General features: G+C 70.9%; 16 protein-coding genes. 12 read left to right on the forward strand and 4 right to left on the reverse strand.

Going from position 1 to position 16,688, the window contains the following annotated elements; genetic code table 11:
• Positions 1-3 precede the first annotated feature (3 nt).
• From murD to FKO37_RS20420, 6 genes are all read left to right on the forward strand, one after another.
• Positions 4-1,410 (forward strand): UDP-N-acetylmuramoyl-L-alanine--D-glutamate ligase, encoded by a 1,407-nt coding sequence (murD, locus tag FKO37_RS20395; RefSeq protein WP_037812443.1) that lies wholly within the window; start codon positions 4-6, stop codon positions 1,408-1,410.
• Positions 1,397-2,833: a putative lipid II flippase FtsW gene (ftsW, locus tag FKO37_RS20400; RefSeq protein ID WP_037812789.1), complete on the forward strand. Its 1,437-nt coding sequence runs from the start codon at positions 1,397-1,399 to the stop codon at positions 2,831-2,833. The genes murD and ftsW overlap by 14 nt, the downstream gene beginning before the upstream one ends.
• Positions 2,830-3,954, forward strand: coding sequence for an undecaprenyldiphospho-muramoylpentapeptide beta-N-acetylglucosaminyltransferase (gene murG, locus FKO37_RS20405; RefSeq protein WP_238605452.1), 1,125 nt, complete (start codon positions 2,830-2,832; stop codon positions 3,952-3,954). Before ftsW ends, murG begins: the two co-directional genes overlap by 4 nt.
• Complete coding sequence (murC, locus tag FKO37_RS20410) at positions 3,947-5,365, forward strand: UDP-N-acetylmuramate--L-alanine ligase (protein ID WP_238605453.1); 1,419 nt, start codon at positions 3,947-3,949, stop codon at positions 5,363-5,365. Before murG ends, murC begins: the two co-directional genes overlap by 8 nt.
• The gene (locus FKO37_RS20415; protein ID WP_134669164.1) at positions 5,362-6,225 is read left to right on the forward strand and encodes a cell division protein FtsQ/DivIB; all 864 of its coding nucleotides are present in this window, start codon (positions 5,362-5,364) and stop codon (positions 6,223-6,225) included. Before murC ends, FKO37_RS20415 begins: the two co-directional genes overlap by 4 nt.
• Positions 6,226-6,437: 212 nt before the next feature.
• Complete coding sequence (locus FKO37_RS20420; RefSeq protein WP_238605454.1) at positions 6,438-7,271, forward strand: NAD(P)H-binding protein; 834 nt, start codon at positions 6,438-6,440, stop codon at positions 7,269-7,271.
• 214 nt (positions 7,272-7,485) lie between these two features.
• Here the strand turns inward: FKO37_RS20420 and FKO37_RS20425 are convergent, their stop codons facing one another.
• Positions 7,486-8,199, reverse strand: coding sequence for a DinB family protein (locus tag FKO37_RS20425; protein WP_238605455.1), 714 nt, complete (start codon positions 8,197-8,199; stop codon positions 7,486-7,488).
• Positions 8,200-8,318: 119 nt separating this feature from the next.
• Positions 8,319-8,753: an OsmC family peroxiredoxin gene (locus FKO37_RS20430; RefSeq protein WP_037812437.1), complete on the reverse strand. Its 435-nt coding sequence runs from the start codon at positions 8,751-8,753 to the stop codon at positions 8,319-8,321.
• 114 nt (positions 8,754-8,867) lie between these two features.
• Here FKO37_RS20430 and FKO37_RS20435 point away from each other — a divergent pair, with 114 nt between their 5' ends.
• Positions 8,868-9,377 (forward strand): DinB family protein, encoded by a 510-nt coding sequence (locus FKO37_RS20435; RefSeq protein WP_134669168.1) that lies wholly within the window; start codon positions 8,868-8,870, stop codon positions 9,375-9,377.
• A gap of 129 nt (positions 9,378-9,506) precedes the next feature.
• Here FKO37_RS20435 and FKO37_RS20440 read toward each other — a convergent pair whose 3' ends face one another.
• Both FKO37_RS20440 and FKO37_RS20445 read right to left on the reverse strand, forming a co-directional pair.
• Positions 9,507-10,286, reverse strand: a complete 780-nt coding sequence (locus tag FKO37_RS20440) for a DUF1295 domain-containing protein (RefSeq protein WP_134728579.1) — start codon at positions 10,284-10,286, stop codon at positions 9,507-9,509.
• Positions 10,283-11,521, reverse strand: a complete 1,239-nt coding sequence (locus FKO37_RS20445; RefSeq protein WP_238605456.1) for a cyclopropane-fatty-acyl-phospholipid synthase family protein — start codon at positions 11,519-11,521, stop codon at positions 10,283-10,285. Before FKO37_RS20445 ends, FKO37_RS20440 begins: the two co-directional genes overlap by 4 nt.
• A gap of 63 nt (positions 11,522-11,584) precedes the next feature.
• Between FKO37_RS20445 and FKO37_RS20450 the strand changes: the two genes are divergently transcribed.
• From FKO37_RS20450 to ftsZ, 5 genes are all read left to right on the forward strand, one after another.
• Positions 11,585-12,865, forward strand: coding sequence for an NAD(P)/FAD-dependent oxidoreductase (locus FKO37_RS20450; protein ID WP_037812429.1), 1,281 nt, complete (start codon positions 11,585-11,587; stop codon positions 12,863-12,865).
• Entirely contained in the window at positions 12,859-13,584 is a 726-nt protein-coding gene (locus FKO37_RS20455; protein WP_238608301.1) for a DUF1365 domain-containing protein, read from the forward strand. Before FKO37_RS20450 ends, FKO37_RS20455 begins: the two co-directional genes overlap by 7 nt.
• On the forward strand, positions 13,577-14,170 hold the full coding sequence (gene sigK / locus FKO37_RS20460; RefSeq protein ID WP_037812427.1) for an ECF RNA polymerase sigma factor SigK: 594 nt from the start codon (positions 13,577-13,579) through the stop codon (positions 14,168-14,170). Before FKO37_RS20455 ends, sigK begins: the two co-directional genes overlap by 8 nt.
• Positions 14,167-14,928 carry an anti-sigma factor domain-containing protein gene (locus tag FKO37_RS20465; RefSeq protein ID WP_238605457.1) on the forward strand — a complete coding sequence of 254 codons (762 nt, stop codon included), beginning with the start codon at positions 14,167-14,169 and terminating at the stop codon, positions 14,926-14,928. The genes sigK and FKO37_RS20465 overlap by 4 nt, the downstream gene beginning before the upstream one ends.
• Positions 14,929-15,156: 228 nt before the next feature.
• The gene (gene ftsZ / locus FKO37_RS20470) at positions 15,157-16,473 is read left to right on the forward strand and encodes a cell division protein FtsZ (RefSeq protein ID WP_043838482.1); all 1,317 of its coding nucleotides are present in this window, start codon (positions 15,157-15,159) and stop codon (positions 16,471-16,473) included.
• Positions 16,474-16,688 lie beyond the last annotated feature (215 nt).

The raw sequence follows: 16,688 nt of genomic DNA on the forward strand, positions 1-16,688 counted from the left end.
GCCTTGCAGCTTGAGGGCAAACACGTTCTCGTCGCGGGCGCGGGCGTCACCGGGAAATCGGTCGTCCCCGTGCTGCGCGAACTGGGCGCGCGGGTCACGGTCACCGACGGCAACGCCGAGCGGCTCGCCGAACTGGAGGACCTGGACGCCGAGCTGGTCCCCGGCCTCACTGAACCGCCGGCGGACACCGCGCTCGTCGTGACCAGCCCCGGCTGGCGGCCGACGTCCCCGCTGCTGGTCGCGGCGGCCGAGGCGGGCGTCGAGGTGATCGGCGACGTCGAGCTGGCGTGGCGGATCGGGCAGCTGCGCGAGCATCCGCCCGCGTGGCTGGTCATCACCGGCACGAACGGCAAGACGACCACGGTCGGGATGCTGGAGTCGATCCTGCGCGCGGCCGGCGCGGACGCGGTGGCCTGCGGGAACGTCGGCTATCCGGTGCTGGACGCGGTCCGCGGCGGGCACCAGGTGCTGGCCGTCGAGCTGTCGAGCTTCCAGCTGCACTGGTCGTCCACGATCGCGCCGGACGCGTCGGTGGTGCTGAACCTCGCCGAGGACCACCTCGACTGGCACGGCTCGATGGAGGAGTACGCCGCCGCGAAGGGCCGCGCGCACGAGCGTTCGCGCGCCGTCGTGCACAACGTGGACGACCCGTGGTCCGCGCGGATCGCCGAGGAGCACGCGCCGGACGGCGCCCGGCGGATCGGGTTCGTGCTCGACACCCCGCGCGCCGGCGAACTGGGCCTGGTCGAAGACCTGCTGGTGGACCGTGCTTTCGGGGCCGACCCGGAGACGAGCGCGGAGGAACTGGCCGAGATCGCCGACGTCCGCCCGGCCGGACCGCACAACCTCGCGAACGCGCTCGCCGCGGCCGCGCTCGCCCGCGCGCACGGCGTGACTCCGGAGGCGGTGCGCGCGGGGCTTCGCGCTTACGAGCCCGCGCCGCACCGCGCGGTGGAGGTCGCCGAGGTCGGCGGAGTCCGCTACGTCAACGACTCGAAGGCCACCAACCCGCACGCCGCGCTCGGCTCGCTGCTCGCGCACGAAAGCGTGGTCTGGATCGCCGGCGGGCAGCTCAAGGGCGCGTCGGTGGACGAGCTGGTCGCCGCGGTCGGCGGACGGCTGCGCGCCGCCGTGCTGCTGGGCGCCGATTCACCCGTGATCGAGGCCGCTCTCGCGCGACACGCGCCGGATGTCCCGGTCAACCGCCTCCTTCCGGGTGACGATGAGCCCATGACTGCGGCGGTGAATGCGGCCAGCGCCCTGGCTCGTCCTGGTGACGTGGTGCTCCTCGCGCCCGCCGCCGCCTCGCTGGACATGTTCTCCGGCTACGGAGCGCGCGGCGACGCGTTCGAAGCCGCGGTGCGTGCTCTGGACGACGGCGCGGCGGGGGCGGCGGATGACGGTCGTTGACGGAGACAAGCCCCGGCCGCGGCGCGTCCGCAAGGAAAGCCCGTTCGTCGCGCTCCGGACCGCGCTGACCGCCTGGCTGTCGCGGCCGCTGGCGTCGTTCCACCTGGTCCTCGCGCTGACCGGCATCCTCACCGTGATCGGCGCGGTGATGGTGCTGTCCGCGTCGTCGGTGGCCTCCTACAACCCGAAGACCGGCAGCGGCGTGTACGCGCTGTTCTTCCGGCACCTGATGTTCGTCGCGATCGGCGGGATCGTGTTCTGGGTGGGCCTGCGGGTCCGGCTCGAGCGGGTCCGCCGGATGTCGGCGACGATGACGGTCGCCTGCCTCGGCCTGCTGCTGCTGGTGCTGACGCCGCTCGGGTCGACGGTGAACGGCTCGCAGGGCTGGTTCAAGCTCGGCGTGTTCACCTTCCAGCCGGTCGAGGCGGCGAAGGTGGCGCTGGCCTTCTGGGGCGCGCACATCCTGGTGATCAAGTACAACGTGCTGCACCAGTGGCGGCATCTGCTCGTCCCGGTCGTCCCGGTGGCGCTGCTGATGTTCGCGCTGGTGATGCTGCAGCCCGACCTCGGCGGCACGATCACCCTCGCGGTGGTGCTGCTGGGCCTGCTGTGGTTCGCCGGCGCGCCGAAACGGCTCTTCGGGGTGATCCTCGCCGGCGGCCTGAGCGGCGTGCTGGTGCTGGCGATCATCGCGCCCTACCGGCTCGCGCGGGTGATGTCGTTCCTGTCGCCGGACGCGGACACCTCGGCCGAGGGGTTCCAGGCGAACCAGGCCAAGCTGGCGCTCGCCGACGGCGGGCTGTTCGGCAAGGGTCTCGGGCAGGGCGCGTCGAACTGGGGCTACCTGCCGAACGTGCAGAACGACTTCATCTTCGCGCTGATCGGCGAGGAACTGGGCTTCGTGGGCTGCGCGGTCGTGCTGGCGCTGTTCGCCGGCGTGGCCGTCGTCGGCCTGCGCATCGCCACCCGCAACATCGACCCGTGGATCCGGATCGTCGCGGGCACCCTGACGGTGTTCCTCGTCGCGCAGGCGGCCATCAACATCGGCTACGTGGTCGGGCTGCTGCCGGTCACCGGCGTCACGCTGCCGCTGATCTCCTACGGCGGCACGTCGCTCGTGATCACCATGCTCATCATGGGCGTGCTGGCCAACGCCGCGCGGCACGAACCCGAGGCGGTGGCCGCACTGCGCTCGCACGGGCCGGGTAAATTCGGACGCCTGCTGCGGCTGCCCGCGCCCGATCCGTACCGCCCGCCGTCCACCCGCAAGGGAACGCGCGGAGCGGGGACCGGGACGAGGGCGGCCCGGCCGGCGCCGCGTGCGGCCCGGCCCGCACCGGCACAGGAACGCCGCCGGTCGGCGCGGCGGACTACAGCGAACCGCGGTGCCCGGAGCACCGCGAACCGGAGAGGTCATCGGTGAGCAAGCCCGTCAAGGGAACGCAGCGGTCGGCAGCGGGCCGGGCGCCGGTCGTCGTGGTCGCGGGCGGGGGCACCGCCGGGCACATCGAGCCCGCGCTCGCGCTGGCGGACGCAGTGAAGCGGCTGCGCCCGGACGCCGAGGTGATCGCCCTCGGCACGGAACGCGGACTGGAGAACAAGCTCGTGCCCGCGCGCGGGTACCCGCTGGAGCTGATCCCGCCGGTGCCGATGCCGCGCAAGCCGACGCCGGAGCTGCTCCGGCTGCCGCTGAAGGTGCGCGATTCGGTCCGCCGCACCCGCGAGGTGCTCGACCGGGTGCACGCGGACGTCGTGGTCGGCTTCGGCGGCTACGTCGCGCTGCCGGCGTACCTCGCCGCGCGCGGCCGCACGCCGATCGTGGTGCACGAGGCGAACAAGTCGGCCGGGCTGGCCAACAAGGTCGGCGCTCGGTTCGCGTCCCGCGTCGCGGTCGCGGTGCCGGGCACGCCGCTGCCGAAGGCCGAGGTGGTCGGCATTCCGCTGCGCCGCTCGATCACGTCGCTGGACCGGGCCGCGCTGCGCGCCGAGGCCCGCGCATTCTTCGGGCTGGACCCGGACGCGCCGACGCTGCTGGTGTTCGGCGGTTCGCAGGGCGCGGCGTCGATCAACTCGGCGGTTTCCGGTGCGGCGAAGGACTTCGCCGAGGCGGGCGTCGGCGTGCTGCACGCGCACGGGCCGAAGAATTCCCTTGTGGTGCAAGAGTTTCCCGGCCGCCCGCCGTACGTGCCGGTGCCGTACCTGGAGCGGATGGACCTGGCCTACGCCGCGGCGGACGCGGTGGTGTGCCGTTCCGGCGCGATGACCGCGGCCGAGGTGTCCGCGGTCGGGCTGCCCGCGGTGTTCGTCCCGCTGCCGCACGGCAACGGCGAACAGGCGGTCAACGCCCAGCCCGCGGTCGACGCCGGCGCCGCGCTGATGGTCGCCGACGCCGACCTCACCGCGGAGAAGGTCGCCGAACTGGTGATCCCGCTGGTGACCGACGCCGACCGGGTCGCCGCGATGAGCGCGGCCGCCGTCGGGCTCGGCCACCGCGAGGCCGACGAGACCCTCGCCCGCATCGTTTTGGAGGCCGCCGGTGCCTGACACGCCCGAACTGCCCGCGCAGCTGCGCCGGGCGCACCTGATCGGGATCGGCGGGGCCGGGATGTCCGGCATCGCGCGGATCCTGCTCGCCCGCGGCGCCGCCGTGTCCGGGTCGGACGCCAAGGAATCGCGCGCGCTGCTTTCGCTGCGCGCGCAGGGCGCGACGCTGTTCGTCGGCCAGACCGCGGAGAACCTCGCCGAGCTGGCCGAACCGCCGTCGGCCGTCGTGGTGTCGACCGCGATCAAGGAGACCAACCCGGAACTCGCCGCGGCCCGCGAGCAGGGCATCCCGGTGCTGCACCGCGCGCAGGCGCTGGCCGGGCTGATGGCCGGGCACCGCGTCGCGTGCATCGCGGGAACGCACGGCAAGACGTCGACCACGTCGATGCTCACCGTGGCGCTGCAGAACTGCCGGATGGACCCGTCGTTCGCGATCGGCGGCGACCTCAACGAATCCGGGGCCAACGCGCACCACGGCGAGGGCGGCGTGTTCGTCGCGGAAGCCGACGAGAGCGACGGTTCCTTCCTCACCTACACGCCGTCGGTGGCGGTGGTGACGAACGTCGAGCCCGATCACCTCGACCACCACGGCACCGCCGAGGCGTACGTGAAGGTGTTCAGCGACTTCGTCGGCCAGATCGAGCCGGGCGGGCTGCTGATCGTGTGCGCGGACGACGAGGGCGCGGCCCGGCTCGGCGACGAGGCTGCCGCCGCCGGGGTACGGGTGCGTCGCTACGGCCGTGCCGCTTCCGGTGAAGGCGACGTGCGCGTGCTCGACTACACGCCCGCGCCGGACGGCGGCGTCGTGCGGATCGCGCTGGACGGCGAAGAACACGACCTGCGGGTCGCGGTGCCGGGCGAGCACATGGCGCTCAACGCGGTCGCCGCGCTGCTCGCCGGGCTCGAACTCGGCGCGCCGCTGGACGGCATGGCCGCCGGGCTCGCCGCGTTCGGCGGGGTGCGCCGCCGGTTCGAGTTCAAGGGCCGCGCGGGCGACGTCCGGGTGTACGACGACTACGCGCACCACCCGACCGAGGTGGCCGCGCAGCTGCGCGCGGTGCGCACGGCGGCGGGCAGCGGACGGGTCGTCGTGGTGTTCCAGCCGCACCTGTACTCGCGCACGCAGACTTTCGCCGCCGAGTTCGCCGAAGCGTTGTCGCTGGCCGACGAGGTCGTGGTGCTCGACGTGTTCGGCGCGCGCGAGGAGCCGGTGCCGGGCGTGACCGGTGCGCTGATCGCCGACCGGGTGACCGTGCCGGTGCACTACCAGCCCGCCTTCGACGTGGCCGCCGGCTTGGTCGCGGACCTCGTCCGGCCGGGCGACCTCGCGATCACCATGGGCGCGGGCGACGTGACGCAGCTCGGCCCGGAGATCCTGGCCGAGCTGGACCGGAGGGCCTCGGGAGCATGACCGGGACCCGGCAGCGCCGTCGCTCGCCCGCGCCTCGTGCGGGCGAGGAGCAGCGTGCCGCCCTGGCCCGGGAACGCCGCGGGCGGCGGACTGAGGAGGAACGCCAGCGCACCCGCGCCCGCACCTCCGCGCGTTCGAGCCGCTCGACGCGGGCTTCCGCGCGGAAGTCCCGGCCCTCGCGCGGCAAGGAGATCCGCCGTCGCTGGGTCGCGCTGCTGACCGTGGTCACCCTGGTCGCGCTGGGGTACCTGCTGTTCTTCAGCTCGCTGCTCGCGGTGAAGACGATCGAGGTGCAGGGCGCGAAAACCGTGTCGGCGGACCAGATCCGCGCGACCGCCGCGGTGCCTCCCGGGCAGCCGATGCTGCGCGCGGACGTCGACGGGATCCGCGACCGGGTGGCGCAGATGCCGGGCATCGCGACGGTCGACGTGTCCCGGTCGTGGCCGACGACGCTGGAGATCGCGGTGACCGAACGGACCGCGATCGCGTTCTTCGACAGCGGACCCGGCGGCGACGGGGTGCACCTCGTCGACGGCGGCGGGGTCGTGTTCAAGACGGTGAAGACCCGGCCGGTCGGCTTGCCCGAGCTGAAACTGCCGAAGGTGTCGGTGGACGACCCGGTCACCCGCGCGGTGACCGCGGTGCTCGGGGTCCTGCCGGAGCAGCTGCTGAAGCAGACGAAGACGGTCACCGCGCAGACGCCGGCGAGTGTCGAGTTCACGCTCTCCACCGGCAAGACGGTGCGGTGGGGGAACGCGGAGAACACCGACCGCAAGGCGAAGGTGCTGGCCGCGCTGCTGACGCAGCAGGGGAAGATCTACGACGTTTCCGCGCCGGAGTTGCCGACTATCACCTCGTGAGTGCCGGGTTCTCACCGGCATGAACACGCACGAGGCCTGGGATTTGGTGACGTAGCCGCCTGCGCGCGGCGGGAGCGACTCGTGCGGGCGCGGGTGTGCGTCGAGGCAGACGTCGTTCTCATTGGCATTGCCATGCGCGAGGTTTTCGTGGCGCGGACTTCTCGTATGGCGTACGCTTGTCGGGTTCGTACGCCATACGAGAAGGTGGGGGCATGACGGTTCTGGTGACGGGTGCGACGGGCAACGTCGGGCGGCTGGTGGTCGACGAGCTGGTGGCTCGCGGGGTGCCGGTGCGGGCGTTGACGGTGGATCCGGAGCGGGCGGCGTTGCCTGGCGGGGTTGAGGTGGTGGTCGGGTCGTTGGCCAAGCCGTCGACGTTGCCTGCTGCGTTGGAGGGGGTCGAGGCGGTTTATCTGGCGCCTTATGCGCGGACTGTTTCGCGGTTTTGCGAAATGGCTGCGGGGGCTGGGGTTCGGCGGGTGGTCGCGTTGTCCGGGTCCAGCGTGGGGGATACGCATCCGGCTTCCAGCGGGCATGGGTTTGCCGCGGTTGAGGATGCGGTTCGGGCTGGCGGGTTTGCGTGGACGTTTTTGCGGCCTGGGGCGTTCATGATGAATTCTCTGGGGTGGGCGTCTTCGATTCGGGAGCGTGGGGAGGTTCGGTCGGTTTATCCTCGGGCTACTCAGACGCCTATTGATTTGGGGGATATCGCTGCGGTTGCCGCTCAGGTGTTGGGTAGCGAGGGGCATGTGGGGCGGGTTTATGAGTTGAGTGGGCCGGAGGGGATTTCTCTTGAGGCGATGGCTGCGGCTATCGGGGGTGCGTTGGGGAAGACGCTGCCGTTTGTGGAGTTGACTCCGGAGGAGCAGGTTGCCGAGTGGGTGGGGGCTGGGTATCCGGAAGGGGTTGCTTCGTGGTTGCTGGAGAATTTCGCGGTTACTGATCGGGAGCCGCAGGTGCCTACTGGGGTGGTTGAGGAATTGCTGGGGCGGTCGGGGGTTTCTTTTGCTGAGTGGGCGAAGGGTAATGTGGCTGCGTTTTCCTGAGGCGGCTCGTCGCCTGGCGGCGACATTGCGCCGTGAGTGGTGAGATGGGGCACCCCGATTTTTGAGTGTGACTACGGCGAGGGGGTGCTTGTCAAGGCGGGAAAGATGCCTTGACAAGCACCCCCTCGCCGTGTTTTGGGCCTTCGTATCGGGGGTGGGGGAGGTGTGGCTGCCTTGATGGGTTGGGTGCGCTGGCTGCGGTTTGTTTGGCTTTTTAGTTGGCTTGGTCGATGAGGTCTAGGTCTCGGACGCAGAAGCCGTGGTGTTCGAAGGTTTCGTTGAGCACTGTGCGTAGGCATTGGCGTACTGTGCGGCCTCTTGCGTAGGGCGGCCAGACGTCGTCGTCGGGTACTGGGGCGGGGGCTGCCAGTTCGGCGGCGGTGATCTCGTTCAGCCAGGTCTCTAGTTCGGCGGTTTGTGCGTCGCGCACGGTCGCGATTTCGTCCAGGGACGGAGTTGCCGAGAGGTTCAGGCCGTGTGCTTCGCGGTAGGGCTCGACGGTCGGGCCGATGCCCATGGGGGTGAAGAGTGCCGTCGAGCCTCGGCAGCAGCGGCGGAACCAGGAGTCGTGGACGAAGACCAGGTGGCGCATCGTTTGGGCGGCCGACCATTCGTCGTTCACGCTGCGGTGTTCGATGCCTGGGGTGCGGCGGATGCGCTCGATCGTCGTGGTCCAGCCGGCGCGGAGTTGGCGTGCTGCTTCGCGCAGGTCGGCAAGGTCGTCGGAGCGGATCAGTACTCGCACCGGGTGGCGGCGGTCCAGTTCTGCTTCGACGTAGCCGCTGACTTCGACGCCGTTCACCACGAGGTTGGAGACGAGTCCGTCGATCACGGCGTCCTGCATGACCACGCCGATCAGGCGCGCGCCGGTCAGGTCGCATTCGCGGAACTCCGCGTCGTGCAGGTCTTCGTCGACATGCTTTTTCATGATCCGCATCGTAGGAGCGACCACCGACAAAACCGGGTGCCGCGAGTCGTGCGGGGGAACGTCGTGAGGGGAACCCTGACGGAATCGGATTCCGTCAGGGTTCCCCTCGCGAACTACGGTCAGGCCAGTGCGGCGTCCAGGGTGATGGTGGTGCCGGAGAGGGCCTTGGAGACCGGGCAGGTCTGTTCGGCGGTCTTGGCCAGCTCGGCGAACTGGTCCGCGGTGACGCCGTCCAGTTTCGCGCGCAGGGTGATGGCGATGCCGCTGATTTCGAAACCGCCGCCGTCGGCCGGGCCGAGGGTCACTTCGGCGGAGACGTCGATGTACTCGGCTTCCAGTTTCTGGGACTCCAGCACGCCGGAGAGGTTCATCGCCAGGCAGCTCGAGTGGGCCGCGGCGATGAGTTCCTCGGGGCTGGTCTGTCCGTCCGGGTCGCCCGCCCGGGTCGGGAAGGACACCTCGTAGGTGCCGAGGTTCGACGAGTCGAACGTGACCTCGCCCTTGCCTTTCTGCAGTCCGCCGGTCCAGTGGGTGGTCGCGTCGCGGCTGGGCATCGCTGTCTCCTTCGAAACGGTTGGGGGTGCTGCTCCCATGAAGGTAGTGCGCAATTACATTGCGTGCAAGTTAAATCGCGAAAACGGGTGGCCGGGTGCGGCAGACTGCGAACTGTGACCGATGCTCCTGAACGTCCCGACCCGCCGATGGCGGGGGACGAGCGCACCCAGCTCACCGGCTTCCTCGACTTCCTGCGCGCCAGCGTGGTGTGGAAATGCTCCGGCCTCACCGACGAGCAAGCCCGCCGGACGCACGTGCCCAGCGAGCTGACCACGATCGCCGGGCTGTTGTGCCATCTCACGCTCGTGGAGAACTACTGGTTCCGCGTCGTGCTCGACGGGCAGCCGGACGAGTGGGCGGACCGGCTCGAGATCGACCGGGACGCTGAGTTCCGGCTCGCGCTGGAGCTGCCGATGACGCAGCTGATCGCCGACTACGAGGCGGAGACCGAGAAATGCCGCGCGGTCGTGGCGGCGCGAGGGTTCGACGACACAGTGCTGTTCAAGGGAGACAAACCGCTCACGGTGCGCTGGGTCGTCACGCACATGATCGAGGAGACCGCGCGCCATCTCGGGCATCTTGACCTGCTGCGCGAGCTGACCGACGGTCTCACCGGGGAATGAGCCTCGAACTGCTGCGCGCGACCGTGGCGTGGACGTGCTCCGAGCGGTCTTTGGACGATCCGGTGGGGTTCGCGGGCGACCGGCTCGTGACGGTGGGGACCTAGCGGCGTCTCGTGTTGCTGCGCGGGCTCACCGGGGAGTGAGCTTTTTCGGGGGAAGCGGGACGAAACCGCTGGTGCGGGCGATGTAGTCGGCGTAGCCGGGGCGAGTCTGCCGCATGCCTTTTTCCAGCATGGGCTTGCCGGTGCCGCGGGCGAGGGTGAAGGTCATCGCGACCGGGGACAGGATCGTCGCCGCGCCGGGCCAGGTCGAGCAGGCCAGCAGGTAGAGGCCCCACCAGACGCAGGCGTCGCCGAAGTAGTTCGGGTGCCGGGAGTAGCGCCAGAGGCCGGTGTCGAGAACTTCGCCGCGGTTGGCCGGGTTCGCGCGGAAGCGGCGGAGTTGCTCGTCGCCGACGGTTTCGAAGGCGAAGCCGACCAGCCAGACCGCCACGCCCAGCCAGGCGGTGACGCCGAAACCCGTGCCGGACATGGCGAATTGCACGGGCAGCGAGACGAACCACAGGACCACCGCCTGCATCAGGTAGGTCCGCACGAAGATCCGGACGCCGGGGTTGGGCCCGGCGCGTTCGGCTATCTGCTGGTAGCGCGGGTCTTCCGGCTTGCCGCGGTTGCGCAGGTGCAGGTGGACGGCCAGCCGGACGCCCCAGACGACGGTGAGCGCGGCGGCCGTCAGGCGCAGGGCGAGCGGGCCGGTGCCGAACGGGAACGAGACCACGGCGACGAGGGCGAAACCTAAGCCCCAGAACGTGTCGATGGTGTCGTAGCGGCGGCGCAGGCGCGCGATGCCGAAGGTCACGGTGACCGCGACCAGGGTGACTCCGCCGGTGAGGGCGAGCAGCGCGATCATGCCCACTCCCTCGTCCACGGCAGGGCGGAGCGGCCGGTCGCGTCCGGGCGCACCGCGAGGATCTGGTCCACGCCCATGCGGTTCTCCTCGAAGGCGAGCGCGCCGCCGACCAGGTACAGCCGCCAGACCCGGGCGCCTGCCTCGCCGATCAGCGCGACAGCCTCGTCCCAGTGCCGCTCCAGGGTGTCTGCCCACGCTCGCACGGTCGGGACGTAGTGCTCGCGCAACGCGTGCACGTCGCGGATTTCGAAGCCGGCGGTTTCGAGGTGGCCGAGCGTGCGGCTGAGCGGGCGCATGGTCATGTCGGGGGCGATGTAGCGCTCGATGAACGCGCCGCCGCCGGGTGCGACCGCTCCGCGCGACATTTGCTGCAGCAGCAGGCGTCCGGTCGGCTTGAGCATCCGGTACAGCGTGCTGGCGTACGTCGGGTAGTTCTCTTCGCCGACGTGTTCGCCCATCTCGACGGACGCTACGGCGTCGAAGAACTCCCCGGCCAGCTCCCGGTAGTCCTGCCGCCGCACCTCGACGCGGTCGTCCAGATCGTGCTGCGCCAGCCGCGTTTTGACGTGTTGCACCTGCTCGGCGGAGATGGTCACGCCGACCGCTTCGACGCCGTGGTGCTTCGCCGCGTGCACGAGCAGCGAACCCCAGCCGCAGCCGACGTCGAGCAGGCGCATGCCCGGCCGCAGACCGAGTTTGCGGCAGATCAGCTCGAGTTTGTCGTGCTGGGCGCGGGCGAGATCGGCGGTTTCGGACCAGTAGCCCGAGGAATACGCCATCGAATCGTCCATCAGCAGCTGGTAGAAGGCGTTCGACAGGTCGTAGTGGTGCGAGATCGCGGAGCGATCCCGGCCGAGGGTGTGCAGCTTCCCGCGCAGCCGCGCCTCTTCGGCGGGCGGTTTCGGCGGCAGGCCGAACACCCCGAGCCGGGCAGCCAGGCGGACCGCCTCGCCGAAGTCCCGTGCGGACAGGTGCGGCCGGTAAGCCCAGGCCCGGCGGAAGCCCTCAGTGAGATCGCCTTCGACGTCCAGGTCGCCCGAGACGTAGGCGCGGGCCAGGCCCAGTTCACCAGGGGAGTACAGCAGCCAGCGCAGGGCGCGGCGGTTTTTCAGGACGACGGTCGGCCCGGCCGGCCCCGCCTGGCGCCCGTCCCAGGTGCGGACGGCGACCGGCAGCGGGCCGCCGAGGACGCGTTCGGCGAAGTCGGCGAGTCGATGGGCTGCGGATTTCGGCATGCGGGGGATTCGGAGCCGAGGTTCGCGCGGATTGGCACCAATCCGGCCGGGTCGCCGCGCCGAATGCCTTCCGTGCACCACACCACGGGACAACGCATCGCTGTCATCGGCAGCGGGGTCGCCGGCCTCACCGCCGCGTACCTGCTGCAGCGCCGCTACGAGGTTCTGCTGTTCGAGGCCGACGACCGGCTCGGCGGCCACGCCCACACGCACGACGTGCCGAGCGCGCACGGCGGGACGGTCGCCGTCGACTCCGGGTTCCTCGTCCACAACGAGCGCACCTACCCGACGCTGCTGCGGCTGTTCGGCGAACTCGGCGTCCGCACCCGCGAGACCGAGATGTCGATGAGCATCCGCTGCGACGGCTGCGGTCTGCAGTACGCCGGGGCGAAAGGCGTGCGCGGGTTGTTCGCGCAACGGAGCAACGCCGCGTCCACGCGCTACCTGCTCATGCTGGCCGAAGTGAAGCGGTTCCACCGGCACGCCGCACGACTGCTGGCGCGCCCCGAGGCCGGCGACGTGCCGCTCGGCGCGTTCCTGGCGATCGGCGGGTATTCACGGTATTTCGTGGACCATTTCGTGCTGCCGCTCGTGTCGACCGTGTGGTCCGCCGATCGCACCGACACCATGCAGTATCCGGCGCGGTACCTGTTCGAATTCCTGCGCAACCACGGAATGCTCAGCGTGCGGAATTCGCCGACGTGGCGGACGGTTGTCGGCGGTTCGCGGGAGTACGTCGAGCGGGCGGCCAAGCAGTTGACCGCGGTGCATTTGTCCACTCCGGTTCGCGCGGTGCGGCGGACCGCGCGCGGCGTCGAGGTGCGCGACGATGCCGACACGGCGCACCGGGTCGACCGAGTCGTGGTCGCGACGCACGCGGACCAAGCGTTGCGACTGTTGCCGGATCCCACTGCGGCCGAACAGAAGCTGCTCGGTGCTTTCCGCTACTCGCGCAACGAGGCTTGGCTGCACACCGATCCCGCCGTGCTGCCGACCGTGCCGGGTGCCCGGTCCTCCTGGAATTACCGGACCCCCGGCTGCGGGGCGGATCTGCGCGCTGTCCAAGTCACGTACGACCTGAATCGCTTGATGGGCCTCGACGAAGCGACGACGTACGCCGTCACCCTCAATCCAAGCGTCGGCCTCGATCCGGACGCGGTGGTCGCGAAAATGTCCTACGAGCATCCGGTTTACACGCCGGAATCCGTTGCCGCGCAGCGGAACCTGGCGGAGTTGAACGACGGCGTCCTCGCCTACGCCGGTGCTTATCAAGGCTGGGGATTCCACGAGGACGGCTGTTCCTCCGGCGTCCGCGCCGCGGCCAGTTTCGGGGTGACCTGGTGACCGCTCTCTACGACGCCACCGTCGCGCACGTCCGGCGGGCCGACCCGCCGTACTCCTTCGCGCACCGGATGTACCTGTGGCGGACCGAGCTCGACGACCTGCCGCGGCTGCCGTGGTGGCTCCGGCCGTTCGCGCGCTTCGACGGCCGCGACCACTTCGGCCGGGACGAACCCGGCGACATCCGGTCCAAACTGGACGCTTGGCTCGCGCACCGAGGGGTGGACTTGCGCGGCGGGCCGGTGACGATGCTCGCGTCGGCGCGCGTTCTCGGGTACGTGTTCAATCCGATCACGGTCTACTGGTGCCACACGCCGGACGGCGCGCTCGCCTGCGTGGTCGCCGAGGTGCACAACACCTACGGCGGCCGGCACGCCTACCTGCTCCGGCCCGGTGACGAGCTCCGGACGGAGAAGGAGTTCTACGTGTCGCCGTTCCAGGAGATGGCGGGGGAGTACCGGATGCACCTGCCGCGGCCGGACGCGCTGCTGGCGTTGACCGTCGTCCTGCAGCACGACGGAGACGCCGCCCTGACCGCTACGCTGCGAGGAGTCCGCCGTCCGGTCGGGATCCGCACGCTCGCGCGCTTCCTGCTGGGCAGGCCGCTGCAGCCGCAGCGCGTCGCCGCGCTGATCCGCCGCCACGGACTCGCGCTGTGGCGGCGCAAGGCCCCGCTCGCCGCCCGGACCGGACAGAACACGGCAGGAGCCCTCCATGGATGAGAGCGCACGCCCGGCGGACCGGCTCTCGGCGGTGCCGCCGACGAGTGCCGAGGATTTGATGGCGCTGGTCGCGAAGGGAGACGAACGCGCCTTCGAACGGCTCTACGATCAGCTCGCCGGTCCCGTCTACGGGCTCGTCCGCCGTATCGTGCGGGACCCCGCGCAGTCCGAGGAGGTCGCGCAGGAGGTGCTCGTGGAGCTGTGGAAGACCGCGACGCGCTATTCGCCGGGGAAAGGCAGCGTCTTGAACTGGGCGATGACTCTCGCGCACCGCCGCGCGGTCGACCGGGTCCGGTCGGCGCGGGCGAGCACCGAACGCGAGCGGAAAGCGACTTTCGAGGCCGCGCGCGGGCGGCCGTTCGACGAGGTCGCCGAATCCGTCGCGACCCGGCTGGAACGCTCGCAGGTGCGGCGCTGCCTGAAGACGCTGACCGAATTGCAGCGGGAATCCGTCCTCCTGGCCTACTACCAGGGCTACACCTATCGCGAGGTCGCCGACGTGCTGGACACGCCGCAGGGGACGGTCAAGACCAGACTGCGCGACGGGTTGATCCGGTTGCGCGACTGCCTGGGGGTGACGGCGTGAGCAGTCCGGAAATGCACACGTTGGCCGGCGCGTACGCGCTCGACGCGCTGTCGGAGGTCGAGCGGGCCCAGTTCCGCCGTCACCTCGACCAGTGCGAAGCCTGCGCGCAGGAAGTACGGGAACTGAGCGAGACCGCGGCCCGGCTCGGCGCGGCGATGGACGAGCAGCCGCCGTCCGGTCTCAAGGACCGGGTGCTGGCGGAGATGCGCACGACGCGCCAGTTGCCGCCGCGGACCGGCGCCGCGGAACCGCGTCCGCGCGGACCGCGTCGCTGGCCGATGCTGATCGCCGCCGCGGCGGCCGTCATCGGGCTCGCCCTGGCCGGCGTGTTCGGCGGGATCGCGCTGCACACCAGCAGCCAGCTGAACAGCGCACAGTCCGAATTGGACGCCGCGCGCGACCGCTACGCGCCGGTGGCCGAGCTGCTCGCCGCGCCGGACAGCCAGACGTCGCACGTCGCGTCGCCGCGCGGAGGCGGCGGGACCGTGGTGGTTTCGCGGAAGCTGGACCGCGTGATGTTCATGCAGTCCGGGCTGCCGCCGGTGCCGTCCGGGCAGGTGTACGAGGCGTGGCTGATGGGCCCGGAGCTCGCGCCGCGTCCGGCCGGTCTGCTGCCGGGCGGACCGTCGGGTTCGCTGGTGGTGGCGGACGGATTGGCCGGTGCGCAGCAGTTCGCGGTGAGCGTGGAGCAGGCGGGCGGGTCGCCGTCGGGGAAGCCGTCGAAGGACGTGGTCCTGGTCGCTTCGGTGCCCGCATAGCAGACCGCGCGCCGGGCCTCGCGGCGGGTTCCGGCCTTGCGCGCGGCTTCGCGTTGTGGCAAAACACCTTTGCCGCTCACGGCGTGGCTACTGGATTAGAGCTTGCGCGGCGCCTACCGTCCTGCCTTGACGCCGGTGGTTGACATAACTCTCACTCTCGGGTTGAGGTTGAGGGTTTCCGGCCCCGGCGGGCGGCATGTGCACATCACGATCAGGAAGGCGGACCCGATGACGCCCCCGCACAACTACCTTGCGGTGATCAAGGTCGTCGGCATCGGCGGCGGCGGCGTGAACGCCGTGAACCGGATGATCGAGGTCGGCCTCAAGGGTGTCGAGTTCATCGCGGTGAACACCGACGCGCAGGCACTGCTCATGTCCGACGCCGACGTCAAGCTCGACATCGGCCGGGAACTCACCCGCGGACTCGGCGCCGGAGCCGCCCCCGAGGTGGGGCAGAAGGCGGCCGAGGACCACCGCGAGGAAATCGAAGAGGTCATCAAGGGCGCCGACATGGTGTTCGTGACCGCGGGCGAGGGCGGCGGCACCGGCACCGGCGGCGCGCCGGTCGTCGCGCAGATCGCCCGCAAGCTCGGCGCGCTCACGATCGGCGTGGTGACCCGCCCGTTCACCTTCGAGGGCAAACGCCGCGGCAAGCAGGCCGAGGACGGCATCCAGCAGCTGCGCAACGAGTGCGACACGCTGATCGTGATCCCGAACGACCGGCTGCTGCAGCTCGGCGACATCGGCGTGTCCTTGATGGACGCGTTCCGCTCCGCCGACGAGGTGCTGCTCTCCGGTGTCCAGGGCATCACCGACCTGATCACCACGCCGGGTCTGATCAACCTGGACTTCGCCGACGTCAAGAGCGTCATGTCCGGCGCGGGCTCCGCGCTGATGGGCATCGGCTCCGCGCGCGGGGAGGGACGGGCGATACAGGCGGCGGAGAAGGCGATCAACTCGCCGCTGCTGGAAGCGTCGATGGACGGGGCGCACGGCGCGCTGCTGTCCATCGCGGGCGGATCGGACCTCGGGCTGTTCGAGATCAACGAGGCCGCGTCGCTCGTGCAGGAATCGGCGCACCCGGACGCGAACATCATCTTCGGCACGATCATCGACGACTCCCTCGGCGACGAGGTCCGCGTCACGGTGATCGCGGCCGGCTTCGACGCGGGCGCGCCCACCCACAAGAAGCTCGACCCGCCCGCGTTCGGCGGCAAACAGGGCAACGGCACCGCGTCCGCCGCGGCGGGCCAGGTCGGCGGCGGTTCGGCCGCGCAGACCCCGCCGCAGACCGGGGCCACTCCGGTGCCGCCCGCGGGCAGCTCCGGCTACCCGGTCGCTCCGCCGCGGACCCCGCCCTCAGGCCTGCCGCAGCCGGGCACCGGCACCCCGCCGGGCGGCCTTCCCCAGCCGGGCGGCGGCTCGCGGGGGTATTCGCCGATCGGTTCCGGTTCCGCGACGGGCGGTCTGCCGAGCCGCCCGACCACGGTGCACGACGACCCGACCGACGACGACGTCGACGTGCCCCCGTTCATGCGGCGGTAAGCAAGGACTCGCGAGCAGCGGCCGCCCCGATCTGGTCGGGGCGGCCGTTGCCGTTTCCGGACCTTCGTGGGTGTTCGGCGCCGGTTCTCGCCGGGACCGCCGCTCGCGAGGGCCCGCACCATGCGCAGCGGCAGAGGCGTGCGGCCGGGCTGGCGTGGTGAGTGGCGATGCCGGTTCTCACCGGGACCGCCGCTCGCGAGGGCCCGCACCATGCG

It is taken from the genome of Amycolatopsis sp. Poz14, assembly GCF_006704225.1.
Taxonomy (GTDB): Bacteria; Actinomycetota; Actinomycetes; order Mycobacteriales; family Pseudonocardiaceae; genus Amycolatopsis; species Amycolatopsis nivea.

Excerpts from the sequence above, each read along its gene's own strand:
- FKO37_RS20440 (WP_134728579.1), bottom strand. The coding sequence starts at position 10,286 with ATGATCGCGCTGCTCGCCCTCACCGGCGGAGTCACCCTGGTCGCGGTC.
- sigK (WP_037812427.1), top strand. The coding sequence starts at position 13,577 with ATGGATGAGAGCGCACGCCCGGCGGACCGGCTCTCGGCGGTGCCGCCG.
- FKO37_RS20445 (WP_238605456.1), bottom strand. The coding sequence starts at position 11,521 with ATGCCGAAATCCGCAGCCCATCGACTCGCCGACTTCGCCGAACGCGTC.
- FKO37_RS20420 (WP_238605454.1), top strand. The coding sequence starts at position 6,438 with ATGACGGTTCTGGTGACGGGTGCGACGGGCAACGTCGGGCGGCTGGTG.
- FKO37_RS20415 (WP_134669164.1), top strand. The coding sequence starts at position 5,362 with ATGACCGGGACCCGGCAGCGCCGTCGCTCGCCCGCGCCTCGTGCGGGC.
- ftsZ (WP_043838482.1), top strand. The coding sequence starts at position 15,157 with ATGACGCCCCCGCACAACTACCTTGCGGTGATCAAGGTCGTCGGCATC.
- FKO37_RS20450 (WP_037812429.1), top strand. The coding sequence starts at position 11,585 with ATGCCTTCCGTGCACCACACCACGGGACAACGCATCGCTGTCATCGGC.
- FKO37_RS20430 (WP_037812437.1), bottom strand. The coding sequence starts at position 8,753 with ATGCCCAGCCGCGACGCGACCACCCACTGGACCGGCGGACTGCAGAAA.
- FKO37_RS20425 (WP_238605455.1), bottom strand. The coding sequence starts at position 8,199 with ATGAAAAAGCATGTCGACGAAGACCTGCACGACGCGGAGTTCCGCGAA.
- ftsW (WP_037812789.1), top strand. The coding sequence starts at position 1,397 with ATGACGGTCGTTGACGGAGACAAGCCCCGGCCGCGGCGCGTCCGCAAG.